The sequence below is a fragment of the Actinoplanes sp. NPDC000266 genome (assembly GCF_042899005.1).
Classification (GTDB): domain Bacteria; phylum Actinomycetota; class Actinomycetes; order Mycobacteriales; family Micromonosporaceae; genus Actinoplanes.
The window spans coordinates 617,738-637,787 of sequence record NZ_JBIAZI010000006.1; the positions used below are offsets into that span (position 1 = coordinate 617,738).

The following is a 20,050-nucleotide window of genomic DNA, read 5'->3' on the forward strand; positions in this document are numbered from 1 at the left end:
AGTTCCCTCCGGAAGCCCGGCACGAGCGATCGTGCCGGGCTTCCGGCGTTCCCGCCTGGTTGGGGTGGGAGGCTGTTGCGAACCGGGCCGCCCCGGGTACACAGGAGGCATGTCGCCGCTGCCGCAGTCTCTGTTCTGGGAACGCAAAGACACCTCGGGGGCCGAGCACGCCCTCGTCGACTCCTCGGCCGGGCTGTACGCGCGAGGGACCGCCCTCGCCGTCGACCCGATTCCGTACACGTGCCGTTACGAACTGCGAACCGACGCCGACTGGGTGACCGGATATTTCGACGTCATCGCCGAAGGCTCCCACTGGTCGCGCAGCGTGCGGCTCGAACTGGCCGCCGGCCGCTGGCGGTCCACCACCAAGGAGCAGGGCGACCTGGACGCCGTGCTGTCGTCGGCCGGTCACGCCGGCGCCGGCTTTCCCGGCATCGAGGACCCCGATCGCCTTTTCGGCGCCTTCGACGTCGACCTCGGCGGCTCGCCGTTGACGAACACTCTGCCCGTACGCCGTCTCGGTCTTCACCAGGCGCACGGGGCGGAGATCGGCGTGGCCCACCGCCTCAGCGTGGCCTGGGTCCTTCTGCCCAGCCTCGAGGTGGTGCAGGCCGATCAGATCTACACGGCGTTGCCGGACGGCCGCGTCCGCTACGCCAGCGAGACGTTCAGCGCCGATCTGAGCATCGACGACGACGGTTTCGTCATCGACTATCCGGGGCTGGCCGCCCGCGCCGACGGCAAGTCCGGCTGAGACCCACACTGCCAGACGGGCTGGGCGGCTGGGCCGGAACGCTAGGCCAGGCCCGGCTGGGGCCGGTTTTCCCACTTCGTGGACAGGGCGATCGCCGTACGGGTCGAGGCGACACCTGGTGTGCGATTGATCCGGACGATCAGTTGTTCCAGCTCGGCGATCGTGCCGACCCGCACGGTCAGCTGGTACGACTCCACGCCGGCCATGAAGTAGCAGCTCTCCACCTCGGGCATCGCGCGCACCGCGGCCAGCACGTCGTCGGTGTCGGCCCCGGAGTCCTCGATGATGCCGATCAGCGCGGTGACGCCCAGGCCCAGCGCCTCGTGGTCGACCTCGGCCCGGTAGCCGCGGATGGTGCCGGCCGCTTCGAGCTTGCCGACGCGCTCGTGCACGGCGGGCGCCGAGAGCCCGACCTTGCGGGCGAGCTCCGCGTACGACGAGCGGGCGTTCTCCCGTAGCAGCTCGATCAGCCGCAGGTCGATGGAGTCCATGCTGATGACCCTAATCGGGTGGCAGATCGCTACTCACGCCCGGTAGCGATGAATCGTCGGCAGGATAACGATCACTGTCGCAATTAGGGCTTTTTCCGCATTCCAGGGACTCGGTTCCGGGGCAATGCTCTAATGGCTTTACGTCCCGATCGAGCACGCCGACACTCACCGTGATCACGGCCGCTCCAGAACACCGACGCGAGGAGGGGGTTGTGGACACTGGAGATCGTCTGCTGACACCGGGCGAGGTGGCCGCGCTGTTCCGCGTCGACCCGAAGACGGTCACGCGCTGGGCGGCCGCCGGGCGCATCGGCAGCATCCGCACTCCGGGTGGCCACCGCCGGTTTCGCGAATCCGAGGTCAGGGCCCTTTTGGAGGGCGATGGCGTGGTCGAGGAAATGCGCGAGGACGACGCCGCCAACCGGCCACGAAATGCCGGACCGAGCAATCCGGGCATGGGTTACGGCCCACCCAACGGGTTGCGCTGAGCATTCAGCTCACCCTTCCAACGGGTCAGAAGCGTGTGGGGTACGCCAAGAGCGTCCAGCGCTTTGCCCGCCACGAAGTCGATGAGCTGCTGCGCGGTCGCCTGAGCCCCGGAGCCGTAGAACCCGGGGCTCGCCGGCAGAACGACCGCACCGGCGTCGAGCAGAGCAATAAGGTGCTCGAGGTGACTGCGCGTGACGGGTGTTTCCCGCGGCACGATCACCGTCCGTCGCCGTTCTTTGAGGTTGACTTCGGCCGCCCGCTGAAGCAGGTCCTTGGACAACCCGATGGCAATGCCGGCGCACGCCGCGGTGCTGGCCGGCACCACGATCATGCCTTTGGCCGGGTACGAGCCACTGCTCGGCCCGGCCGCCAGGTCACCAGCCGGCCAATAGCTCAAATCACCCAGGTCGCGCCCAAGCCAGGCACCGACATCGTCCTTCCAGTGCGCATCCCGCACGGTCGCCCCGGTCTCGTCGAGCAGGGTCAGCCGAGCCGCCCGCGAGACGACAAGGTCAACCGCTTCGCCGGCATCAAGGAGCGAGGTCAAGACCGCTTTGGCGTACGGCGTACCGGACGCCCCTGAGACACCGACGATCCAGGGTTCACGCATGCCTCAAGTGTGCCCGTCAGGCCCGGAAGGGCTGAGCCGATGCCGGGAATGCCTTCTCCAGCGGGTACCACGTCGACGGATCGGCCGGGTCAGTCACCGTGACGCCGGCGAGCATCGCGATCGCCTCCGCCCGCTTCGACGTGGCCGGTCCGTGCGCTTCGACGACGTAGCGGCCCTGTGCGGCCAGTTTGGCGCAGGGCTGGCCGTTCGTGGCGTTCTCGTACGTCTCGCAGACGACCTTGGATCCGGTCGGCTTGAGGAATCCGGTGGCTCGTGGGTGAAGCTCGAAGACAAGCCCGGTGAACGCGTTGCCGAACTCGGCGGTCGGATATTTCCGTTCGGGGTCGCGCAGCATCAGCCGGACGGCCGCCGCCGGAGCGACCAGCACTGACACCTCGCCGCCACCGGTGGTGACCGACATGATCCGGTAGTTCGACGGCACCGAGCCCGCCCGGAACGGGATGGTGACGTCGTAGGCCGGCGAAGGCCTGAACGCCTCGGCGACCCGCCGCGCGTCGCTTTCGGTGTTCGGATCGTTCAGGGCGACCATGGCCCAGGCGCCCTTCGCGTATTCCCAGGCCAGCATCGCGTCGCGGGACGCCCCGCCCTTGGGCACGATCAGGACGGCCGGGTGACCGCCGACCGGGTCGACCACGGTGATCGTGCCGTCCCGGTAGACGCGACGAGGATCGACTCCGCCGTTGTAGACGGTCAGCGTGCCGGCGCTCTCGGTGCCCCGAAGGATCTCGGCGTGCTGGTCGGCGAGCCGCCAGCCGGTAGGGTCGGCGACCCGGAACTCCCCGGCCGTGTATCCCTTGAAGCTGTACGCCGCCCTCGGCGTCGCGGCCACCGGAGGCGCCGAGGTGGTGGCGGGGGCGACCAGCAGCGGCATTGGCTCAGCGTCGCGAGAGGTGAGAATCTGTGGCACCCCGATCGCGACGGCCACCGCCGCCGCGGCCACAGACGCCCATCCCAGGTTGCGGCGCCTCGTCCGCCGTTTGCCCGCGGTCACCACGTCGTCGACGGTGTGGCGCAGCGGCGGTGCGTCCTGCCAGGCGGCCTCTTCCATCAGGTCAGACAGCTGCTTCATGACGTCCTCCGTTCCGCTCGTCAATGCCGAGATCCACGTGGAGGACGCGGCGCAGCGCGTCGAGCCCGCGGGCTGTGTAGACCTTGACCGTGCCCTCCGGGCAACGTAGGACGGCCGCGGTCTGCTGGACGCTCAGCCCTTCGAGGAAGCGCAGCACCAGCACGGCTCGCTGCTTCACGGGCAGGCGGGACAGCGCCTGGCGCAGTTGCACCCGATCGTCGGCATGCGGGATCAGATCGGGCGCCGTTTGCTCGGGCAGGGCGGCGTGGCTGTGTGACTGCTCGCGCCGCCACCACGGGCGCCGGGTCTCGTCGATCGCGGCCCGCACCACGGCGGTGCGGGCGTACGCGTCGGGTTTGTCGACCCTGTTCCACTTCACGTACAGGCGGGCCAGGGCAGCCAGGACCGCGTCCTCGGCCACCTGCCAGTCGCCGCACGTGAGGTAGGCCAGCCCGCGCAGGGATTCCATCTGCGCGCCGACGAACTCCCGGAACTCGGCCTCTTTGTCGCTCACGCGGATTAGACGGAAGCCGATGCCCCGGGGGTTACAGCAGGATCAGATCGAGCAGGGCGAAGAGGAACAGCGCGATGCCGACGAACCCGTTGGCCGTGAAGAACGCCCGGTTGACCTTTGAGAGGTCGTTCGGCGTCACGACGACGTGCTGGTAGACGAAGGCGGCCGCGGTCAGCGCCAGGCCGATCCACCAGAGCCAGCTCAGACCCACGACCTGGCCGAACCAGACGAACAGCGCGAACGTCACCACGTGGGTGGCGGTCGAGATGTGCAGCGCCGTGCGCACGCCGAAGCGGGCCGGCGTCGAGTGCACCCCGATCTTGCGGTCGATCTCCACGTCCTGGCAGGCGTAGATGATGTCGAAGCCGCCGATCCACAGGCCGACCGCGACGCCGAGCAGCCAGGCCGGCCCGGATCCGGAGAACGTGCCGGTGATGCCGAGCCAGGCGCCGACCGGGGCGACCGCCTGGGCCAGGGCCAGCACATAGTGCGGGAAGTTCGTGAAGCGCTTGGCGTACGGATAGACGACCAGCGGAATCACGGCGAGCGGGAAGAGCACCAGGCAGAGCCAGTTGAGCAGCCCGGCCGCGACGGCCATGACCACGAGCGAGACGATCGCGCCCGTCCAGGCCGTACGAGGGGAAACCGCTCCTGTCACCAGCTCGCGGTTGCGGGTCCGCGGGTTCTGCGCGTCGATCCTCCGGTCGAGGATCCGGTTGGCCGCCATCGCGAACGTACGGCCCGAGACCATCGCGATCGTGATCAGCAGCAGGTCGATCCAGTGGATGCCCGTACCCTCGCGGTCGAGCGCGACCGCGGCCGAGAGATAGGCGAACGGCAGCGCGAAGACCGAGTGCTCGATGGCGACCAGCCGCAGGAACGACTTCACTTTGCCCGGTTGCTCGGGCACCGCGACTGCTGTCATATGCCGTATTCCTTCCAGCGCTTGTCCACCAGGCCCACGACCTCGGGCGACATCGTCATCTCTTCCGGCCAGCCCCGCGTGTAACCCTCGCTCGGCAGCTTACGGGTGGCGTCGATGCCGGCCTTGCCACCCCAGAACTGCTGGTAGGAGGCGTGGTCGAGGTGGTCGACGGGCCCCTGGTTCAACATCAGGTCGCGGTCGTAGTCGACGTTGCCGAAGGCGCGGAAGGCGACCTCGTTGTAGTCGTGGACGTCGCAGTCCTCGTCGACGACCACGATGAGCTTGGTCAGCGACATGAGGTGGGCGCCCCAGATCGCGTTCATGATCTTCTGCGCGTGCTTCGGGTACCGCTTGCGGATCGAGACGATCGCGCAGTTGTGGAAGACGCCGGCCGCCGGCAGGTCGTAGTCGACGATGTCGGGGATCAGCATCCGCAGCAGGGGCAGGAAGATGCGCTCCGTCGCCTTGCCCAGGCCGTGGTCCTCCTGCGGCGGCTTCGACGTGATGATCGAGTGGTAGATCGGCTTCTTTCGCATCGTCATTGTCTCGACGTGCAGCACCGGGAAGGGTTCAACCGGCGTGTAGAAGCCGGTGTGGTCACCGAACGGCCCTTCGGGCATCCGCTCGCCGGGTTCGATGTAGCCCTCGAGGATGATCTGGGCGTTCGCCGGCACCTGGAGCGGAACCGTCAGGCAGTCGACCATCTCGACCCGCTCGCCGCGCAGGAAACCCGCGAAGAGATATTCGTCGATGTCGGACGGGAGAGGAGCGCTTGCTGAGTACGACACCACGGGGTCACAGCCGATCGCGATAGCGACCGGCAGACGCTGCCCCAGGCGCTCGGCCACCGCGTGATGGGCGGTCGAGTCCTTGTGGATCTGCCAGTGCATGCCGAGCGTGTTCCGCGAATGCTGCTGGAGGCGGTAGAGCCCCAGGTTGCGCTTGCCGGTCTCGGGGTGCTTGGTGTGGGTGAGGCCGAAGTTGTGGAAGATGCCGCCGTCGCCGGGCCAGACCTGGAGGCCGGGCAGCAGGTTGAGATCAACGTCGTCGCCCTTGAGCACCACCTCCTGGCAAGGGGCGGTCTTGACCTTGCGGGGCGGCAGCGACTTGAGCTGAAGCACCTTGCCGATGCCCTCGCGGATGCCGGACCAGCCGACCGGAAGCTCGGGCTTGAGCATGGCGCCGATGCGGTCGCCGACCTCGTCGAGCGAGTCGACGCCGAGGGCCATGGCCATACGCTTCTCGGTGCCGAACAGGTTGATCGCCACGGGCATGTCACCCCGGGTCGGCCGCTCGAACAGCAGCGCCGGACCACCGGCCCGTACCGTGCGCGTCACCACCTCGCTGATCTCCAGCGTCGGGTCGACCGGAACGGTCACCCGGCGCAGCTCACCGGCCGCCTCGAGGGCGGCGACGAAGCTCTGCAGATCTTCATAGGGAAACCCACGCGGCGCCATGCACACCAGTCTTCACCACGGCTCCAGCAGTTCCGAGCCGGGGCGATCACCGTCACTCGCGATGTCCGATTCGAGTTGGAGTGGGCGATTGTTCCCTTGGAGCGGAGGTGATCCGGTGAAGGTCCGAAACGTGGCGCGCTGGTGTGTCGCGGCAGGACTGGCCACCGCGCTGATCAGCGCGACCCCGGCCCTGTCCGCAGGAAGGGAAGGCGGAGAAAGAGAGGCCGCGGGAAGCGGGGCTGCGGGAGGCTCGGCTGCGGGAGGCTCGGCTGCGGGAGGCTCGGCTGCGGGAGGCTCGGCTGCGGGAGGCTCGGCTGCGGGAGGCTCGGCTGCGGGAGGCTCGGCGGCGGGAGGCTCGGCGGCGGGACGCAGGGCGGCGGGCATCGGGGCCGCGGGGGGAGAGACCGCCTTCGCGGAGGTGCGGACGGGCGGGCTGCCGGCCTGTCCTGCTTCGGGGCGTTCGAACAGGGCGCCCACCACGCCTGCGGGGCCTGAGGCTCCGGGCGCGTGCCGGGCGGCTACCAGTCCGATCGTCGAGTCGGGTGTGCGGCTGCCCCGGCGGGGTGAAGCCGGCTTCACCCCGAGCGGTTATCACCATCTGGGGGCCAACACCGGCGGCGAGTGGGGTGGCATCTCCGGTCGCATGTCGATCGTCGACGGGTCGATCCGGCCTCGCTCGTACGACTTCGTGGCCGGCCGCTTCATGGTCAAGCGCAACATGGGCCGCGGCGTCATCACCTGGCTCGAGGCCGGCTGGGCCGAGACAGGCTGGGCCGGCCCGGGACGGCAGCACATCTACACCTTCAACACCAATACCAAGACCTGGCAGTTCTACGACCAGTACGCCCTGCGGCCCGGCGACAAAGTCTGGCTCGACCTGCACAGCGACCCGGGCGGCGTGTGGAGCGCCTGGCTCTGGTGGGGCAACCGCTGGAACCTGCTCACCGCCCAGCGCCTGCCGATCGGCACCACCGCCGTGATGGAGCAGTACGTCGAGGTGCACGTCGACGCCGGGCGCCCCGGCCTGATCGACGTGCCACCGGTGAGCGTCGACAATGTGCGCCTGCGTCCGGGCGACGGCGGCGAGCCACGCCTGTGGCGGGAGGACGTTCCCACCCTGACCGGCACCGACCCCGCCCAGCGGCAGCAGCGCGGCGGCTTCTGCCTGGACTGGCGCACCCGTTACGACACGTGGACGGCCGGCGACTGCTCCCGGGGCCTGCTCAGCCCCGCCGCCCCGCTGCCACCGCCACGGGGCGACGCCGACGTCGTCGGAGAGCCCTACGCCTACGAAAGCGCGCCGCCAGAGCCCGACGCGGCGCCCACGAGCGAGCAACACGAAAGCGCATCGCCAGAACCCAACACGGCGCCCACGAGCGAGCAACACGAAAGCACAGCGCCAGCACCCAACACGGCGCCCACGAGCGGGTAGTACGACAGCCCGGCGCGACAGACGGACGCCGCACCCGGAAGCGAGCCGTCAGAGATTCGGCTCCGCGCCCGGAAGCAAGCAACAAAAAAGCGCGGCGCCGGAGACCGGCGCCGCGCTCGGAAAGCGAACGAACAGGCTCAACCCGCGTTGGCGTACGAGTGCAGGCCCTCGAAGAACAGGTTGACGCCGAAGAGGTTCATCAGCATGGTCACGAAGCCGATCAGCGCGATCCACGTCGCCACCGTGCGCTTCACGCTGGGCGTGGCCCTCGCGTGCAGATATCCGGCGTAGACGATCCAGGAGATGAACGCCCACACCTCCTTGGGGTCCCAGCCCCAGTAGCGGCCCCACGACGCCTCGGCCCAGATCGGGCCGGCGATCAGGGCGCCGAAGGTGAACAGCGGGAAGGCGAAGGCGTGCAGGCGGAACGTCAGCCGCTCCAGCAGCGCGGCCTCGGGCACCCGCTTGCCCAGCGTGTACGGGAAGCTCCGCTTGCCGTCCTCGTACCCCTGGCGGATGAGGAACATCGCGGCCGGCACGGCGCCGATCAGGAAGATGCCGGAGCCGATGATGACCGTCGAGACGTGGATGATGAACCAGTACGAGTTCAGCGCCGGCACAAGCGGGCCGACCGGCGTGTACGCGATGAGGCTGGCCGCGCCCAGCATGACGACCAGCGCCAGCGTGGCGAACAGGCCCAGATGGCGCACCTTCGGACGAGTCAGGACGACGCCCGCCCAGACGGCCGAGGCGACGAATGTCGTCGACAGGATGTACTCGTACATGTTGCCCCACGGCATCCGGTCGGCCGCGACCCCGCGGGTGACCAGGGCGCCGAGGTGGAACAGCAGCGCGAGGACGTTCAGGCCGACCGCGATGCGCCCGATCAGCTCCGCCCGGTCACGCCGGGCTGGGGGCGGCGGCGCGTCGTCCGGAACGACTTCCTCGGTGAGGGGGGCACCCGCGCCCACGAGCTGACGGGCTGGGCGTGACGCCGCCTTGCCGATGTGGCTGCGCTTGCCGAAGGCGTACTCCCCCGCGTAACAGATCATCGCGAACAGGTACGCCAGGACAGCGGCGGCCAACAATTGATTAGACAGCTCCGCCATCAGGACGTCCCTTCCTCGGCGGTTTTGACCAAAGATGCGAATTCATCGGGAAAACCGGGATAGTCGGTGCGCGGCAGCCCACCGGCCACCAACAACGTACCGCCGGACGATGCCGGCGTACCTGGCAGGGCGCGGAACCAGACCCGGCGCCGCTGCCCCCACAGCGAGAGCATGAGACCGGCCAGGCCCAGGACTGCGCCGACGAGGGCCAGCGACTGCGTCGGGTCGTACCGGATGGAGAGCGTGGCGAACGGCTGGGTGCCGAGGAACTCCAGCTTGCTGCCGTCGTCCAGGGTCCAGGTCTCGCCGATCCGCAGCGGGTGCGGGCGGGCGCCGGTGATGTTCTTCAGCGCGCCGGTGGCGATCTGGCCCTGGTCGAGCGAGTAGACCGAACCCGGCGTGCCCACGTCGAGGCCGAGGTCGCCCTGGTAGGCGGTCAGGTAGAGCGCCGGGTCGTTCTCGGCCGGGAAGGCCGAGGTGGCGCTGCCGTCCTTGGCGACCGTCGGCAGATAGCGGCCCTCGAAGCCGATCTGGAGCTTGGCGTCGCGCTTGCCGGTCTTGGGGTCGATGTTGACGTCTGGGAACTGAGCCACGCCCTCGCTGGTCTGCATGGCGTCGACCGGCAGGAACGGCACGACCTTGGTCTGCGTGACGCCGTAGCGGTCGGTGTAGCGCAGGATCGGCGCGTAGCCGTGGCCGAGCAGGTGCACGCTGGCCCCGTCGAGCCGCAGCGGGTCGTTGACGGTGAACTTCCGGGTCTCGGCCGGCCCGTCGTCCTGGGTGACCGAGACGGTCGCCGAGAACGTCTTGGGCTGGCCTGTGCTCTGGAAGGTGGCGTCGAAGTCGGTGAGCTTGAGGCAGAAGTTCGGCAGGTCGGCGGCGGTGACGCGCGGGCCGAGCGTCGAGTCGTCGTACTGCGTCAGCGAGTTGCAGAAGCCCTGGTCCGTGCCGCCGACGAGGATGCGGTTGCCGTGCCAGCCGTACCAGTGACCGAAGCCGACCCCGATCAGCACGGCCAGCATGCTGATGTGGAAGAGAAGGTTGCCGGTCTCCTTGAGGTAGCCCTTCTCGGCCGACACCGTGAAGCCGCCGTCGGCCTGCTCGCGCACTTTGGTGCGGAATCGGCGTTTGCGCAACTGGGTGGCGATCAGCGCGGCCGCCGCGGCCGGTTCCTGCGAGCTGGTCCACTCGTCGCTGTGCTGCGGGAGCCGCCCGAAGCGCTTCGGCGCGTCCGGCACGGCGATCCGCAGCGCCCGCACGTGGTCGATCAGCCGCGGCACGACACAGCCGATCAGCGAGACGAACAGGAGGAGATAGATCGAGGCGAACCACGGCGAGGCGTACACCTCGAAGCCGCCGATCTTCTCCAGCCAGGGCGCCAGCTTCGGATGTGCCGTGTAGTACTGGCTGACCTTTTCCGCGTTCACCGCACGCTGCGGGAAGACCGATCCCGGAATCGCGGCGACGGCCAGCAGGAAGAGCAGCACCAGCGCCGTGCGCATGCTGGTCAGTTGCCGCCACGAGTTGCGCAGCAGCGCCCACAGCCGTCCGGCGCGGCTCGGCGGCGGGGCGGCGGGCGGCGCCGGACGTTCCTCGACGATCGTCACAGGATGCCCTCCGCTCCCAGGTCGAAGGTCGTCTTCAGCCAGATCAGGAAGTCGCCCCAGCCGCCCGTGACCAGCGCGAGGCCGACCAGGATCAACAGCACACCGCCGACCCGCGTGACCCACCGGCTGTTGCGCCGGATCGCCCGGAAGACCCCGATCAGCTTGCTGAAGAAAAGGCCGAAAAGCACAAACGGAAGACCCAGGCCCAGGCTGTACGCCACGGCGAGCAGCACGGCCCGGTCGGTCTGACCCGAGGTCATGCCCATGGCCATGACCGCGCCCAGCGTCGGCCCCACACAGGGCGCCCAGGAGATGGCGAAGATCGCCCCGAAGATCGGCGCGCCGACCAGGCCGGCCGCCGGAAGCTTGGTGATGCGCAGCTCGCGCTGAAGACCCGGGATCCAGCCGAGATAGCCGAGGCCGAGCACGATGATCAGGACGCCGAGGGTGACGTTGAGCGCGTCCTGGTGGCGGATCAAAAATCCGGCGTTCACCACGACCACGTTGAGCAGGATGAAGACGACCGCGAAGCCGAGCACGAACAGGCTCGTCCCAGCCAGGACCCGGCCCTTCGACCGGACCCGGGTCAGGGTCGCGACACCGCCCGCCCCGCCTTCGGCCTTCGAGCTCTCCTGCCGCGAGTCGAGGTCCGACCCGGCCAGGCCCGTTACATATGACAGGTAACCCGGCAGAAGGGGCAGGACACAGGGCGACAGGATGCTGACCAGGCCGGCGATCGCGGCCACCGCCAGACCCAGGATCAGCGGGCCACCGGTGGCGATCGAAGCGAACTGCTCGCCCATCAGCCGTTCCCCTCCGCGGCCACCTTTTCCACCAGGGGCTGCAACTGGGTCACCGTGGTGGCCTGCCGGATCGCCACGGCGATCCGGCCCTGCCGATCGATGATCAGCGTGGCCGGCGTGCTGGTCTGCGTCACGTCGAACTGAAGCGCGACCTTGCCGTCGACGTCGTAGATGCTCGGGTACGTCACCCGGCTGCGCTCGAACTGGATGGCCGCGTCCCGGTCGTCACGCGTGTTGACACCGACGAAGGTCACGTTCTGCGCCCTGGTCGACTGGAACGTCTTCTCCAGGTCGTCGGCCTCGGCCCGGCACGGCGCGCACCACGAGCCCCAGAAGTTGACCACGACCACCTTGCCGAGGTCGCTCTTGAGGTCGTACTGCTTGCCGTCGAGAAGTTCGCCCTTGACCTCCTTGACCGCGGTGCGCTGGTCAGGGGCGCAGTCGACCACGCCATCGGCGGTGGAGCACTTGTCGGCCCAGCTGTCCCCGCCGCACCCGGCTAACGCACCGGCCGAGAGGACGGCGGTGGCCAGGACGATGGCGAGGCGGCGCACGGTCAAGCTCCCTTGGCGGTCTTGGCTGTCGCGGACATGGCGACCAGATGGGCGGCCGGCTCGGAGTAGTCGATTCCGACGATCTTCGAGTCTTCGAAGTGGAACGAGGTGAGGCTGGCGAGCCCACATTGCCGCTTACGCGGATCGTGCCAGAGCCGCTTCTTCTCCACGTAGCGCCGAAGCGTCCAGATGGGCAGTTGGTGCGAGATGCAGACGGCCTCGTGGCCCTCGGCGGCGACCCGGGCCGCCTGGACGGCGGCGAACATGCGCTGCGCGATCACGATGTACGCCTCGCCCCAGGACGGGGTGATCGGGTCGCGCAGCACCCACCAGTGACGCGGGTTGCTGAACGCGCCGTCGCCGACGGACACCTTCTTGCCCTCGAAGAAGTTCGAGCTCTCGATCAGCCGTACGTCGGTGGCGATCTCGAGATCGAACTCGGCCGCGATCGGCGCCGCCGTCTCCTGTGCCCGCTCGAGCGGGCTGGAGACCACGTACGTCACGTCGCGGTCCTTGAGGGCCTCGGCCGCCGCCTTGGCCATCTGCTGGCCCAGCTCGGAGAGGTGGAAGTCGGGCAGGCGGCCGTACAGAACCTTGCCCGGGTTGTGGACCTCGCCGTGGCGCAGCACGTGCACCGTGGTCTTCGTGGACTCGCTCATCGTGCGGCCGCCCTCGCTGCGTACGGAAGCGCCGTCGCGATCTGCTCCAGCGCCGCGTCGTCGAGCGCGGTCGAGACGAACCACGACTCGAAGGCGCTCGGCGGCAGGTAGACCCCGCGCGACAGCATCTCGTGGAAGAACGCCTTGAACGCGCCGGCGTCCTGTGTCCTGGCCGAGTCGTAGTCGACCACGTCGACCTCGGTGAAGAAGATCGAGAACATGTTGCCGGCGAAGGACAGCCGGTGGGGCACGCCGGCCTTCGTCAGCTCGTCGGAGGCGAGCGCGCCGATCGTGGCCGACAGCTCGTCGAGCCGCTTGTAGACCGCGTCGTCGGCCAGCCGCAGCGAGGCGAGCCCGGCCGCGCAGGCCAGCGGGTTGCCCGACAGCGTGCCGGCCTGGTAGACCGGGCCGGCCGGGGCGAGCCTCGACATCACGTCGCGCCGACCGCCGAACGCGGCCGCGGGCAGGCCGCCGCCCATCACCTTGCCGAAGGTGAACAGGTCGGCGTCGACCGGGTCGAGCCCGGCCCAGCCGCCGGCCGAGACCCGGAAGCCGGTCATCACCTCGTCGACGATCAGCAGCGCGCCGTGCGCGTGGGCGATCTCGGCCAGCCGCTGGTTGAAGCCCTCGCGCGGGGCGACGACGCCCATGTTGCCGGCGGCGGCCTCGGTGATGACGGCGGCGATCTCGCCGCCGCTCTCGGAGAAGACGGCCTCGACGGCGGAGACGTCGTTGTACGGCAGGACGAGCGTCTCGCTCGCGGCGGCGCCGGTGACTCCGGGCGAATCGGGCAGGCCGAGGGTGGCCACGCCGGAGCCGGCCGCGGCCAGCAGCGCGTCGACGTGCCCGTGGTAGCAGCCGGCGAACTTCACGATCTTGGAACGGCCGGTGAAGCCGCGGGCCAGCCGGATGGCCGACATGGTGGCCTCGGTGCCCGAGTTGACCAGGCGGACCTCGTCCACCGCGGTGCGCCGGACGATCTCCTCGGCCAGGTCGACCTCGCCCGCGGTGGGCGTGCCGAAGCTGGTGCCGCGCGCGGCGGCGGCCTGGATCGCGGCGATGACCTCGGGATGCGCGTGGCCGTGGATCAGCGGGCCCCACGAGCAGACCAGGTCGACATAGCGCCGGCCGTCGGCGTCGGTGAGCCACGGACCCGAGCCGTGCGCCATGAATCGGGGCGTGCCACCGACCGCTCGGAACGCACGCACGGGTGAATTGACCCCGCCCGGCACGATGGCCTGGGCGCGGTCGAACAGGGCCTGGGAAGCCGGGGCGTCCTCCGGATAGGGGAGGCCCTCGGCGCGGTATGAGGTGGTCACAGCGGCTCCCATTGTGTCAGCGCGCTCGGGCGAGAATCTCAAGAGGGTTCCTCACATCACCCGAGGATGCCGTAAAGGGGCACACGGGGATGTCCGTAACGCCCGGTTACGCACGCGCCCGGCGGGCCGAACCGGTGCATAGGCGATAGGCTGACCCGGTGGAGCGACCCGAACTGTCGATCACGGTTCAGCGAGCCCCCGACGAGGTCGTCTTCCACCTCGCCGGGGAGATCGACGTGCTCACGGTCAATAATCTGTCGACGCTCGTCAACGAAGTGCTCGCCGAACCGCCCGCCCGCATAGTCCTGGACATGGCCGGTGTCACGTTCTGCGACTCGCAGGGCCTGGGCACCCTGGTCGTGCTCAGCCGCAAGGCCCAGCACGCCCGCGCGGTGCTGGCCCTGGCCAACGTCGGCGACTTCCTCATGCGAGTGCTGGATATCACCGGCCTCCGCAGCGCCCTGATGATCAGCAGCACGGCCTGACCGGCCGGACTTGCCTTGACGCCGGTGTCAATGCCTAACGTCTGGTGACGGACGAGGGGGCGCTGATGTTGATCGGAGAGCTGGCCGAGAAGGCCGGCACCAGCACGAGGACGCTGCGCTACTACGAGCAGCACGGTCTGGTCCAGGCCGGCCGCGACACGAACGGATATCGCCAGTACGACGACGCCGAGCTGCGGGTCGTGCATGAGATTCGCTCGCTGCTCGCCGTCGGCTTCGGTCTCGAGGACATCAAGCCCTTCGTCGCGTGCCTGCGAGCCGGAAACGAGCTGGGCCACGTGTGCCCCGACTCGGTCGAGGTGCTGCGCCGCAAGCTGGCCGAAGTGGACGGCTACATCGGGCAGCTCACGGACATCCGGCAGCGGTTGCGCGCCCAGCTCAACGAGGCCGTCGAGGAGTCCCTGTGCCAGACCATGACCTGCCAGCCCTGACCGACCAGACCTTCGCGGAGACCATCCGCACCGCCACCACGCCCGTCGTTGTCGACGTCTGGGCCGAATGGTGCCCGCCCTGCGGCCCGATGGCTCGCACCCTGGCCGAGCTCGCCCCGGAGTTCGCCGGCAAGCTGCGGATCTACACGCTCAACGCCGACGAGAACCCGGAGACGGCCCGCGCCCACCGGATCATGTCGCTGCCGACCCTGCTGATCTACGAGAACGGGACGCTGACCGGGTCGACCGTCGGAGCGCGACCGAAATCGGTGCTCCGGCAGCTCCTGGCCAGCGCCATCACGCCGTACGCCAATGTGTGATTAATTGCCCCAGCGGGCCTTCTCCAGAAGGGCCAGCGCTTCGGCGGCGGCGTCGTCGCCGCCGGAGCGCAGCACCCGCGCCGCCTCGTCGACCGTCTCGGTCAGCCGCTGCCACTGCGCCTCACGCTCACGGCTGGCGTCGCCCTGCGCCTTGAGCTGCTGCGATTTCGTCCAGAGCTCGACGAAGATGGACACCTTGGCCCGCAGCACCCACGGGTCGAACGGCTTGGTCAGGTAATCGACCGCGCCCACCGCGTATCCCCGGAGCGCGAGCTGCGCGTCGCGGTCGGCGGCGGTCAGGAACAGAATCGGCACGTGCCTGGTGCGTTCCCGCCGCTTGATGTGGCTGGCCGTCTCGAAGCCGTCCATGTTGGGCATCTGCGCGTCGAGCAGGATGACCGCGAAGTCGTCGGTGAGCAGCTGCTTCAGCGCCGCCTCGCCGCTCTGCACGGCCACCGGGGTCACCGGCAGGCCCTGGAGGATCGCTTCCAGCGCGAGCAGATTGTCCTTCCGGTCGTCGACGAGCAGGGCCTTGGCACGCTCAGCCACGCGTGATCCTTTCCTCGGGGTCCGCGTTCACCCAACGAGCCATCAGCTCGATCAGCTCATCGAGGTCGACGGGCTTGGTGATGTAGTCGCTCGCACCCGCCGCGAGGGCCGACTCCCGGTCGCCGGGCATCGCCTTCGCCGTCAGGAACACTACCGGGAGGTCCTGGAAGCGCTGGTTTCGGCGGATTCCCCGGGTCGTCTCGTAGCCGTCCTGGTCGGGCATCATCGCGTCCATCAGCACGATGTCGATCTCGGGGTGCTCGGCCAGGACCCGCACCCCGTCGACGCCGTTGTCCGAGTACAGGACGTTCAGACCGTGCATCTCGAGGGCGCTGGTCAGGGCGAAGACGTTGCGGACGTCGTCGTCGACGATCAGCACCGTGGCCCCGTCGAGCTGGCGGCTGGCCGGGGTGACCACGTGGCTCTCGATGTCGGCCCGCTGGCTGAGCACCGGCATCTCCATCAGCGGCATGTCGAGCGACGCCGCCGCCGGCTGCACCACCACGGTCGCCGTGGGCAGGGTCGGCAGGGCGATCGCCGGGATGCCCTCGGCGCTCAGCGCGTCGGGCATGTAGAGGGTGAAGGTCGAGCCCTCACCCGGCCGCGACGACACCACGATCGTGCCGCCGAGCAGGGCGGCCAGGTCGCGGCTGATCGACAGGCCCAGGCCGGTGCCGCCGTATTTCCGGGTCGTCGTGCCATCGGCCTGCTGGAACGGCTCGAAGATGATGGCCAGTTTCTCGTCGTTGATCCCGATGCCGGTGTCGCTGACCGAGAATGCGATCACCTGCTGGGCCGCGGCCAGGGCCGGCACCTCGAAATCGGTGGTGGCCGGTGCCGCGAAGATGTTCAGCGTCACCGATCCCTTGTCGGTGAACTTGACCGCGTTGGACAGCAGGTTGCGCAGGATCTGCTGGAGGCGCTGCGGGTCGGTGACGATCGAGGACGGCAGCCCGGTCTCGACCTGGACCCGGAACTGGAGGCCCTTCTCCTCGGCCTGCGGCGCGAACGCCTGCTCGACGTAGCTGCGCACGCCGTCGAAGTCGACCTGGTCGGGCTCGACGTCCATCCGGCCCGCCTCGATCTTGGCGAGGTCGAGGATGTCGTCGATCAGCGACAGCAGGTCGGAGCCGGCGCTGTGGATGGTGCGGGCGAACTCGATCTGCTTCTCGGTCAGGTTCGTGTCGGCGTTGTCGGCCAGCAGCCGGGCCAGCAGCAGCAGCGAGTTGAGCGGGGTGCGCAGCTCGTGGCTCATGTTGGCCAGGAACTCCGACTTGTACGCGCTCGCGCGCGACAACTGCTGCGCCTTCTCCTCCAGGCCGCGCCGGGCCTGCTCGATCTCCCGGTTCTTCGTCTCGATGTTGGCCTTCTGCTCGCTGAGCAGCTGCGCCTTGTCCTCGAGCTCGGCGTTGGTGCGCTGGAGCTCGGCCGACTGGTCCTGCATCTCGCGGGCCAGACGCTGCGATTGGGAGAGCAGTTCCTCCGTACGCCGGTTGGCCTGAATGGTGTTGAGAGCGACCCCGATCGTCGAGACCAGGCGCTCCAGGAACGTCAGATGCAGTCCGGAGAAGGCGGCCACCGAGGCGAACTCGATGACGCCCAGCATCTCGCCCTCGAACAGCACCGGCAGCACCACCAGGTCGTTCGGCGGCATCGACATGAGGCCGGAGCGCATCGTGAGGATGCCGTCGTGGGTGGCGCGGACCCGGATCGTACGGCGGGAAACCGCGGCCTGGCCGACCAGGCCTTCACCCGGACCGAAGGTGACCTCGTGGTTGCGGGCCACGTAGCCGTACGACGCGGCCAGCCGCAGCCGCATCACCGCCTGCTCGTTGTCGACCAGGAAGAACGCGCCGAGCTGGGCGTCGACCAGCGGCGTCACCTCGGTCATGATCATGCGGCAGACCTCGCCGAGGTCGCGCTGACCCTGGAGCAGGCCGCCGATGCGGGCCAGGTTGGAGTCGAGCCAGCCCTGCTCGGCGTTGGCCTTGGTCGTCTCCCGAAGGGTGACGATCATCTGGTTGATGTTGTCCTTCAGCTCGGCGACCTCGCCCTGCGCCTCGACCGCGATGCTCTGGGTCAGGTCGCCGCGAGTCACGGCGGTGGACACCTCGGCGATCGCGCGCAGCTGGATGGTCAGCGTGGAGGCGAGCTGGTTGACGTTGTCGGTGAGGTCCTGCCACGTGCCGGAGACGCCCTTGACCTGGGCCTGACCGCCGAGCTTGCCCTCGACGCCAACCTCGCGGCCGACCCGGGTGACCTCGGTGGCGAACGACGACAGCTGGTCGACCATCGTGTTCACGGTGTCCTTGAGCTCGAGGATCTCGCCCCGGGCGTCGACCGTGATCTTCTGCGACAGGTCGCCCTTGGCCACGGCCGTGGTCACCGAGGCGATGTTGCGGACCTGGCTCGTCAGGTTGGTCGCCATGTAGTTCACGTTGTCGGTCAGGTCGCGCCACGTGCCGGCCACGCCCTGCACCTGGGCCTGGCCACCGAGCTTGCCCTCCGAGCCCACCTCGCGGGCCACACGAGTCACCTCGTCGGCGAACGACGACAGCTGATCGACCATCGTGTTCACGATGTTCTTCAGCTCGAGGATCTCGCCCCGGGCGTCGACCGTGATCTTCTGCGACAGGTCGCCCTTGGCCACCGCGGTCGAGACCTGGGCGATGTTACGAACCTGGGCGGTCAGGTTGGAGGCCATCGAGTTGACGTTGTCGGTCAGGTCGCGCCAGGTGCCGGCCACGCCGCGTACCTGCGCCTGACCACCCAGCTTGCCCTCGGTGCCCACCTCGCGGGCCACACGGGTCACCTCGTCGGCGAACGACGAGAGCTGGTCGACCATGGTGTTGACGGTCGACTTGAGCTCGAGGATTTCGCCGCGGGCGTCGACCGTGATCTTCTGGGAGAGATCGCCCTTGGCCACGGCGGTGGTGACCGAGGCGATGTTGCGGACCTGGCTGGTCAGGTTGGTCGCCATGTAGTTCACGTTGTCGGTCAGGTCGCGCCAGGTGCCGGAGACGCCCTTGACCTGGGCCTGACCGCCCAGCTTGCCCTCCGAGCCGACCTCGCGGGCGACCCGGGTGACCTCGTCGGCGAACGACGAGAGCTGGTCGACCATCGTGTTCATCGTGTTCTTCAGGGCCAGGATCTCGCCCCGGGCGTCGACCGTGATCTTCTGCGACAGGTCGCCCTTGGCCACCGCGGTCGAGACCTGGGCGATGTTACGGACCTGGTCGGTGAGGTTCGCGGCCAGCTGGTTCACGTTCTCGGTGAGCTCACGCCAGGTGCCGGAGACGCCACGGACCTGGGCCTGAGCACCGAGCTTGCCCTCGGTGCCCACCTCGCGGGCCACACGCGTCACCTCGTCGGCGAACGACGAGAGCTGGTCGACCATCGTGTTGACGGTGTCCTTGAGCTCGAGGATCTCGCCCTGGGCGGCCACCGTGATCTTCTGCGACAGGTCGCCCTTGGCCACCGCGGTCGAGACCTGGGCGATGTTGCGGACCTGGCTCGTCAGGTTGGACGCCATCGAGTTGACGGAGTCGGTCAGGTCCTTCCACGTGCCGGCCACGTTCGGCACCTCGGCCTGGCCGCCCAGCTTGCCCTCGGTGCCCACCTCGCGAGCCACCCGGGTGACCTGCTCGGCGAACAGCCGCAGCGTGTCGGTCACGCCGTTCATGGTGTCGGCCAGCTCGGCCACCTCGCCCCGGGCCGACACCGTGATCTTCTGCGACAGGTCGCCGCGCGCCATGGCCGTCGCGACCTGTGAAATGGATCGCACCTGGTGGGTCAGGTTGGACGCCATCGTGTTCACCGAGTCGGTGAGGTCCTTCCACGTGCCGGCGACGCCGCGGACGTCGGCCTGACCGCCGAGCTCGCCCTCGGTGCCGACCTCGCGGGCCACGCGGGTCACCTCGTCGGCGAACGACGACAGCTGGTCCACCATCGTGTTCACCGTGCGGCCGATGCGGAGGAATTCACCCCGAAGGGGTCGCCCGTCCATCTCGAGAGCCATGTGCTGCGAGAGGTCACCCTCGGCGACGGCCACGATGACCCGGGAGATCTCCGTCGTCGGCCGGCCGAGGTCGTCGATCAGCGCGTTCACCGATCGGACGCTGTCGGCCCAGGCCCCGTCGAGGCCCTCGTCGTCGAGACGCTCGGTGAGCCGGCCGTCCCGTCCGACGATGCGACTGATGCGCCGCAGATCGAGGTTCTGCCGCTCCTGCAGCGACACGACCTCGTTGAACGCGTCGGCGACCTCACCGGCCATCCCGCTGCGGCGGGGCAACCGAACCTTGAGATCGCCACGGCGAACCCGCCGGAGCGCGTCGGCGAGTTCGCCGAGCACGGCGGTGTCGTCGGGCGCGCCGACGCTGGCTTCCTTGGCGGCGGTCATGCTGTCCTCACTCGCTGTCCAACTCTGTGGGCCGC

Annotated in this window: 20 protein-coding genes and 1 pseudogene; 7 read left to right on the forward strand and 14 right to left on the reverse strand. The window is 69.0% G+C overall.

Annotated features, from left to right (window positions below; all coding sequences use genetic code 11):
- Window positions 1–109: 109 nt before the first annotated feature.
- Window positions 110–754 carry a putative glycolipid-binding domain-containing protein gene (locus tag ACFY36_RS27130; protein ID WP_499748731.1) on the forward strand — a complete coding sequence of 215 codons (645 nt, stop codon included), beginning with the start codon at window positions 110–112 and terminating at the stop codon, window positions 752–754.
- Window positions 755–795: 41 nt separating this feature from the next.
- On the opposite strand, the gene ACFY36_RS27135 is transcribed toward ACFY36_RS27130, so the two are convergent.
- On the reverse strand, window positions 796–1,245 hold the full coding sequence (locus ACFY36_RS27135; RefSeq protein ID WP_097327836.1) for an Lrp/AsnC family transcriptional regulator: 450 nt from the start codon (window positions 1,243–1,245) through the stop codon (window positions 796–798).
- A gap of 212 nt (window positions 1,246–1,457) precedes the next feature.
- Between ACFY36_RS27135 and ACFY36_RS27140 the strand changes: the two genes are divergently transcribed.
- A complete protein-coding gene (locus tag ACFY36_RS27140) occupies window positions 1,458–1,733 on the forward strand; it encodes a BldC family transcriptional regulator (protein WP_026206443.1) in 276 nt (91 codons plus the stop codon).
- Here the strand turns inward: ACFY36_RS27140 and ACFY36_RS27145 are convergent.
- Genes ACFY36_RS27145 through ACFY36_RS27165 form a run of 5 tightly spaced genes read right to left on the reverse strand, consistent with a single transcriptional unit; the run spans window position 1,706 to window position 6,330 of the window.
- Window positions 1,706–2,344 (reverse strand): UbiX family flavin prenyltransferase, encoded by a 639-nt coding sequence (locus ACFY36_RS27145; protein WP_499748732.1) that lies wholly within the window; start codon window positions 2,342–2,344, stop codon window positions 1,706–1,708. The two genes, ACFY36_RS27140 and ACFY36_RS27145, sit on opposite strands and share 28 nt — an antisense overlap.
- 16 nt (window positions 2,345–2,360) lie before the next feature.
- A complete protein-coding gene (locus tag ACFY36_RS27150; RefSeq protein ID WP_499748733.1) occupies window positions 2,361–3,434 on the reverse strand; it encodes a hypothetical protein in 1,074 nt (357 codons plus the stop codon).
- Complete coding sequence (locus tag ACFY36_RS27155) at window positions 3,418–3,948, reverse strand: SigE family RNA polymerase sigma factor (protein ID WP_499748734.1); 531 nt, start codon at window positions 3,946–3,948, stop codon at window positions 3,418–3,420. Before ACFY36_RS27155 ends, ACFY36_RS27150 begins: the two co-directional genes overlap by 17 nt.
- Window positions 3,949–3,979: 31 nt before the next feature.
- Window positions 3,980–4,873 (reverse strand): menaquinone biosynthesis prenyltransferase MqnP, encoded by an 894-nt coding sequence (gene mqnP, locus ACFY36_RS27160; RefSeq protein WP_499748735.1) that lies wholly within the window; start codon window positions 4,871–4,873, stop codon window positions 3,980–3,982.
- On the reverse strand, window positions 4,870–6,330 hold the full coding sequence (locus tag ACFY36_RS27165) for a menaquinone biosynthesis decarboxylase (RefSeq protein WP_499748736.1): 1,461 nt from the start codon (window positions 6,328–6,330) through the stop codon (window positions 4,870–4,872). Before ACFY36_RS27165 ends, mqnP begins: the two co-directional genes overlap by 4 nt.
- 239 nt (window positions 6,331–6,569) lie before the next feature.
- Between ACFY36_RS27165 and ACFY36_RS27170 the strand changes: the two are divergent.
- Window positions 6,570–6,659, forward strand: a pseudogene (locus ACFY36_RS27170) (pentapeptide repeat-containing protein); the annotation flags it as partial.
- Between the two features lie 215 nt (window positions 6,660–6,874).
- Window positions 6,875–7,762 carry a hypothetical protein gene (locus tag ACFY36_RS27175; RefSeq protein ID WP_499748737.1) on the forward strand — a complete coding sequence of 296 codons (888 nt, stop codon included), beginning with the start codon at window positions 6,875–6,877 and terminating at the stop codon, window positions 7,760–7,762.
- 137 nt (window positions 7,763–7,899) lie between these two features.
- Here ACFY36_RS27175 and ccsB read toward each other — a convergent pair whose 3' ends face one another.
- From ccsB to hemL, 6 genes are read right to left on the reverse strand one after another with little or no spacing between them, the layout of a single operon-like run.
- Window positions 7,900–8,871: a c-type cytochrome biogenesis protein CcsB gene (ccsB, locus tag ACFY36_RS27180; protein ID WP_499748738.1), complete on the reverse strand. Its 972-nt coding sequence runs from the start codon at window positions 8,869–8,871 to the stop codon at window positions 7,900–7,902.
- Entirely contained in the window at window positions 8,871–10,478 is a 1,608-nt protein-coding gene (resB, locus tag ACFY36_RS27185) for a cytochrome c biogenesis protein ResB (protein ID WP_499748739.1), read from the reverse strand. Before resB ends, ccsB begins: the two co-directional genes overlap by 1 nt.
- Window positions 10,475–11,281, reverse strand: a complete 807-nt coding sequence (locus ACFY36_RS27190; RefSeq protein ID WP_499748740.1) for a cytochrome c biogenesis CcdA family protein — start codon at window positions 11,279–11,281, stop codon at window positions 10,475–10,477. The genes resB and ACFY36_RS27190 overlap by 4 nt, the downstream gene beginning before the upstream one ends.
- Entirely contained in the window at window positions 11,281–11,841 is a 561-nt protein-coding gene (locus ACFY36_RS27195; protein ID WP_499748741.1) for a TlpA family protein disulfide reductase, read from the reverse strand. Before ACFY36_RS27195 ends, ACFY36_RS27190 begins: the two co-directional genes overlap by 1 nt.
- Window positions 11,838–12,494, reverse strand: coding sequence for a histidine phosphatase family protein (locus tag ACFY36_RS27200; protein WP_499748742.1), 657 nt, complete (start codon window positions 12,492–12,494; stop codon window positions 11,838–11,840). The genes ACFY36_RS27195 and ACFY36_RS27200 overlap by 4 nt, the downstream gene beginning before the upstream one ends.
- Window positions 12,491–13,825: a glutamate-1-semialdehyde 2,1-aminomutase gene (gene hemL / locus ACFY36_RS27205; protein WP_499748743.1), complete on the reverse strand. Its 1,335-nt coding sequence runs from the start codon at window positions 13,823–13,825 to the stop codon at window positions 12,491–12,493. Before hemL ends, ACFY36_RS27200 begins: the two co-directional genes overlap by 4 nt.
- A gap of 146 nt (window positions 13,826–13,971) precedes the next feature.
- Here hemL and ACFY36_RS27210 point away from each other — a divergent pair, with 146 nt between their 5' ends.
- The 3 genes from ACFY36_RS27210 (at window position 13,972) to ACFY36_RS27220 (ending at window position 15,067) form a co-directional block, all read left to right on the forward strand.
- The gene (locus ACFY36_RS27210) at window positions 13,972–14,298 is read left to right on the forward strand and encodes an STAS domain-containing protein (RefSeq protein ID WP_097327824.1); all 327 of its coding nucleotides are present in this window, start codon (window positions 13,972–13,974) and stop codon (window positions 14,296–14,298) included.
- A gap of 65 nt (window positions 14,299–14,363) precedes the next feature.
- Window positions 14,364–14,747 carry a MerR family transcriptional regulator gene (locus ACFY36_RS27215; RefSeq protein ID WP_499748744.1) on the forward strand — a complete coding sequence of 128 codons (384 nt, stop codon included), beginning with the start codon at window positions 14,364–14,366 and terminating at the stop codon, window positions 14,745–14,747.
- Window positions 14,720–15,067, forward strand: a complete 348-nt coding sequence (locus ACFY36_RS27220; RefSeq protein WP_499748745.1) for a thioredoxin family protein — start codon at window positions 14,720–14,722, stop codon at window positions 15,065–15,067. The genes ACFY36_RS27215 and ACFY36_RS27220 overlap by 28 nt, the downstream gene beginning before the upstream one ends.
- On the opposite strand, the gene ACFY36_RS27225 is transcribed toward ACFY36_RS27220, so the two are convergent.
- Together ACFY36_RS27225 and ACFY36_RS27230 are read right to left on the reverse strand one after the other, a co-directional pair.
- Window positions 15,068–15,616, reverse strand: a complete 549-nt coding sequence (locus ACFY36_RS27225; RefSeq protein ID WP_097327821.1) for a response regulator — start codon at window positions 15,614–15,616, stop codon at window positions 15,068–15,070.
- Window positions 15,609–20,015 carry a HAMP domain-containing protein gene (locus ACFY36_RS27230; RefSeq protein ID WP_499748746.1) on the reverse strand — a complete coding sequence of 1,469 codons (4,407 nt, stop codon included), beginning with the start codon at window positions 20,013–20,015 and terminating at the stop codon, window positions 15,609–15,611. The genes ACFY36_RS27225 and ACFY36_RS27230 overlap by 8 nt, the downstream gene beginning before the upstream one ends.
- Window positions 20,016–20,050 lie beyond the last annotated feature (35 nt).

Excerpts from the sequence above, each read along its gene's own strand:
- ACFY36_RS27130 (WP_499748731.1), top strand. The coding sequence starts at position 110 with ATGTCGCCGCTGCCGCAGTCTCTGTTCTGGGAACGCAAAGACACCTCG.
- ACFY36_RS27200 (WP_499748742.1), bottom strand. The coding sequence starts at position 12,494 with ATGAGCGAGTCCACGAAGACCACGGTGCACGTGCTGCGCCACGGCGAG.
- ccsB (WP_499748738.1), bottom strand. The coding sequence starts at position 8,871 with ATGGCGGAGCTGTCTAATCAATTGTTGGCCGCCGCTGTCCTGGCGTAC.
- ACFY36_RS27150 (WP_499748733.1), bottom strand. The coding sequence starts at position 3,434 with ATGAAGCAGCTGTCTGACCTGATGGAAGAGGCCGCCTGGCAGGACGCA.
- ACFY36_RS27190 (WP_499748740.1), bottom strand. The coding sequence starts at position 11,281 with ATGGGCGAGCAGTTCGCTTCGATCGCCACCGGTGGCCCGCTGATCCTG.
- ACFY36_RS27135 (WP_097327836.1), bottom strand. The coding sequence starts at position 1,245 with ATGGACTCCATCGACCTGCGGCTGATCGAGCTGCTACGGGAGAACGCC.
- ACFY36_RS27165 (WP_499748736.1), bottom strand. The coding sequence starts at position 6,330 with ATGGCGCCGCGTGGGTTTCCCTATGAAGATCTGCAGAGCTTCGTCGCC.
- ACFY36_RS27230 (WP_499748746.1), bottom strand. The coding sequence starts at position 20,015 with ATGACCGCCGCCAAGGAAGCCAGCGTCGGCGCGCCCGACGACACCGCC.
- ACFY36_RS27145 (WP_499748732.1), bottom strand. The coding sequence starts at position 2,344 with ATGCGTGAACCCTGGATCGTCGGTGTCTCAGGGGCGTCCGGTACGCCG.
- mqnP (WP_499748735.1), bottom strand. The coding sequence starts at position 4,873 with ATGACAGCAGTCGCGGTGCCCGAGCAACCGGGCAAAGTGAAGTCGTTC.
- hemL (WP_499748743.1), bottom strand. The coding sequence starts at position 13,825 with ATGGGAGCCGCTGTGACCACCTCATACCGCGCCGAGGGCCTCCCCTAT.
- ACFY36_RS27215 (WP_499748744.1), top strand. The coding sequence starts at position 14,364 with ATGTTGATCGGAGAGCTGGCCGAGAAGGCCGGCACCAGCACGAGGACG.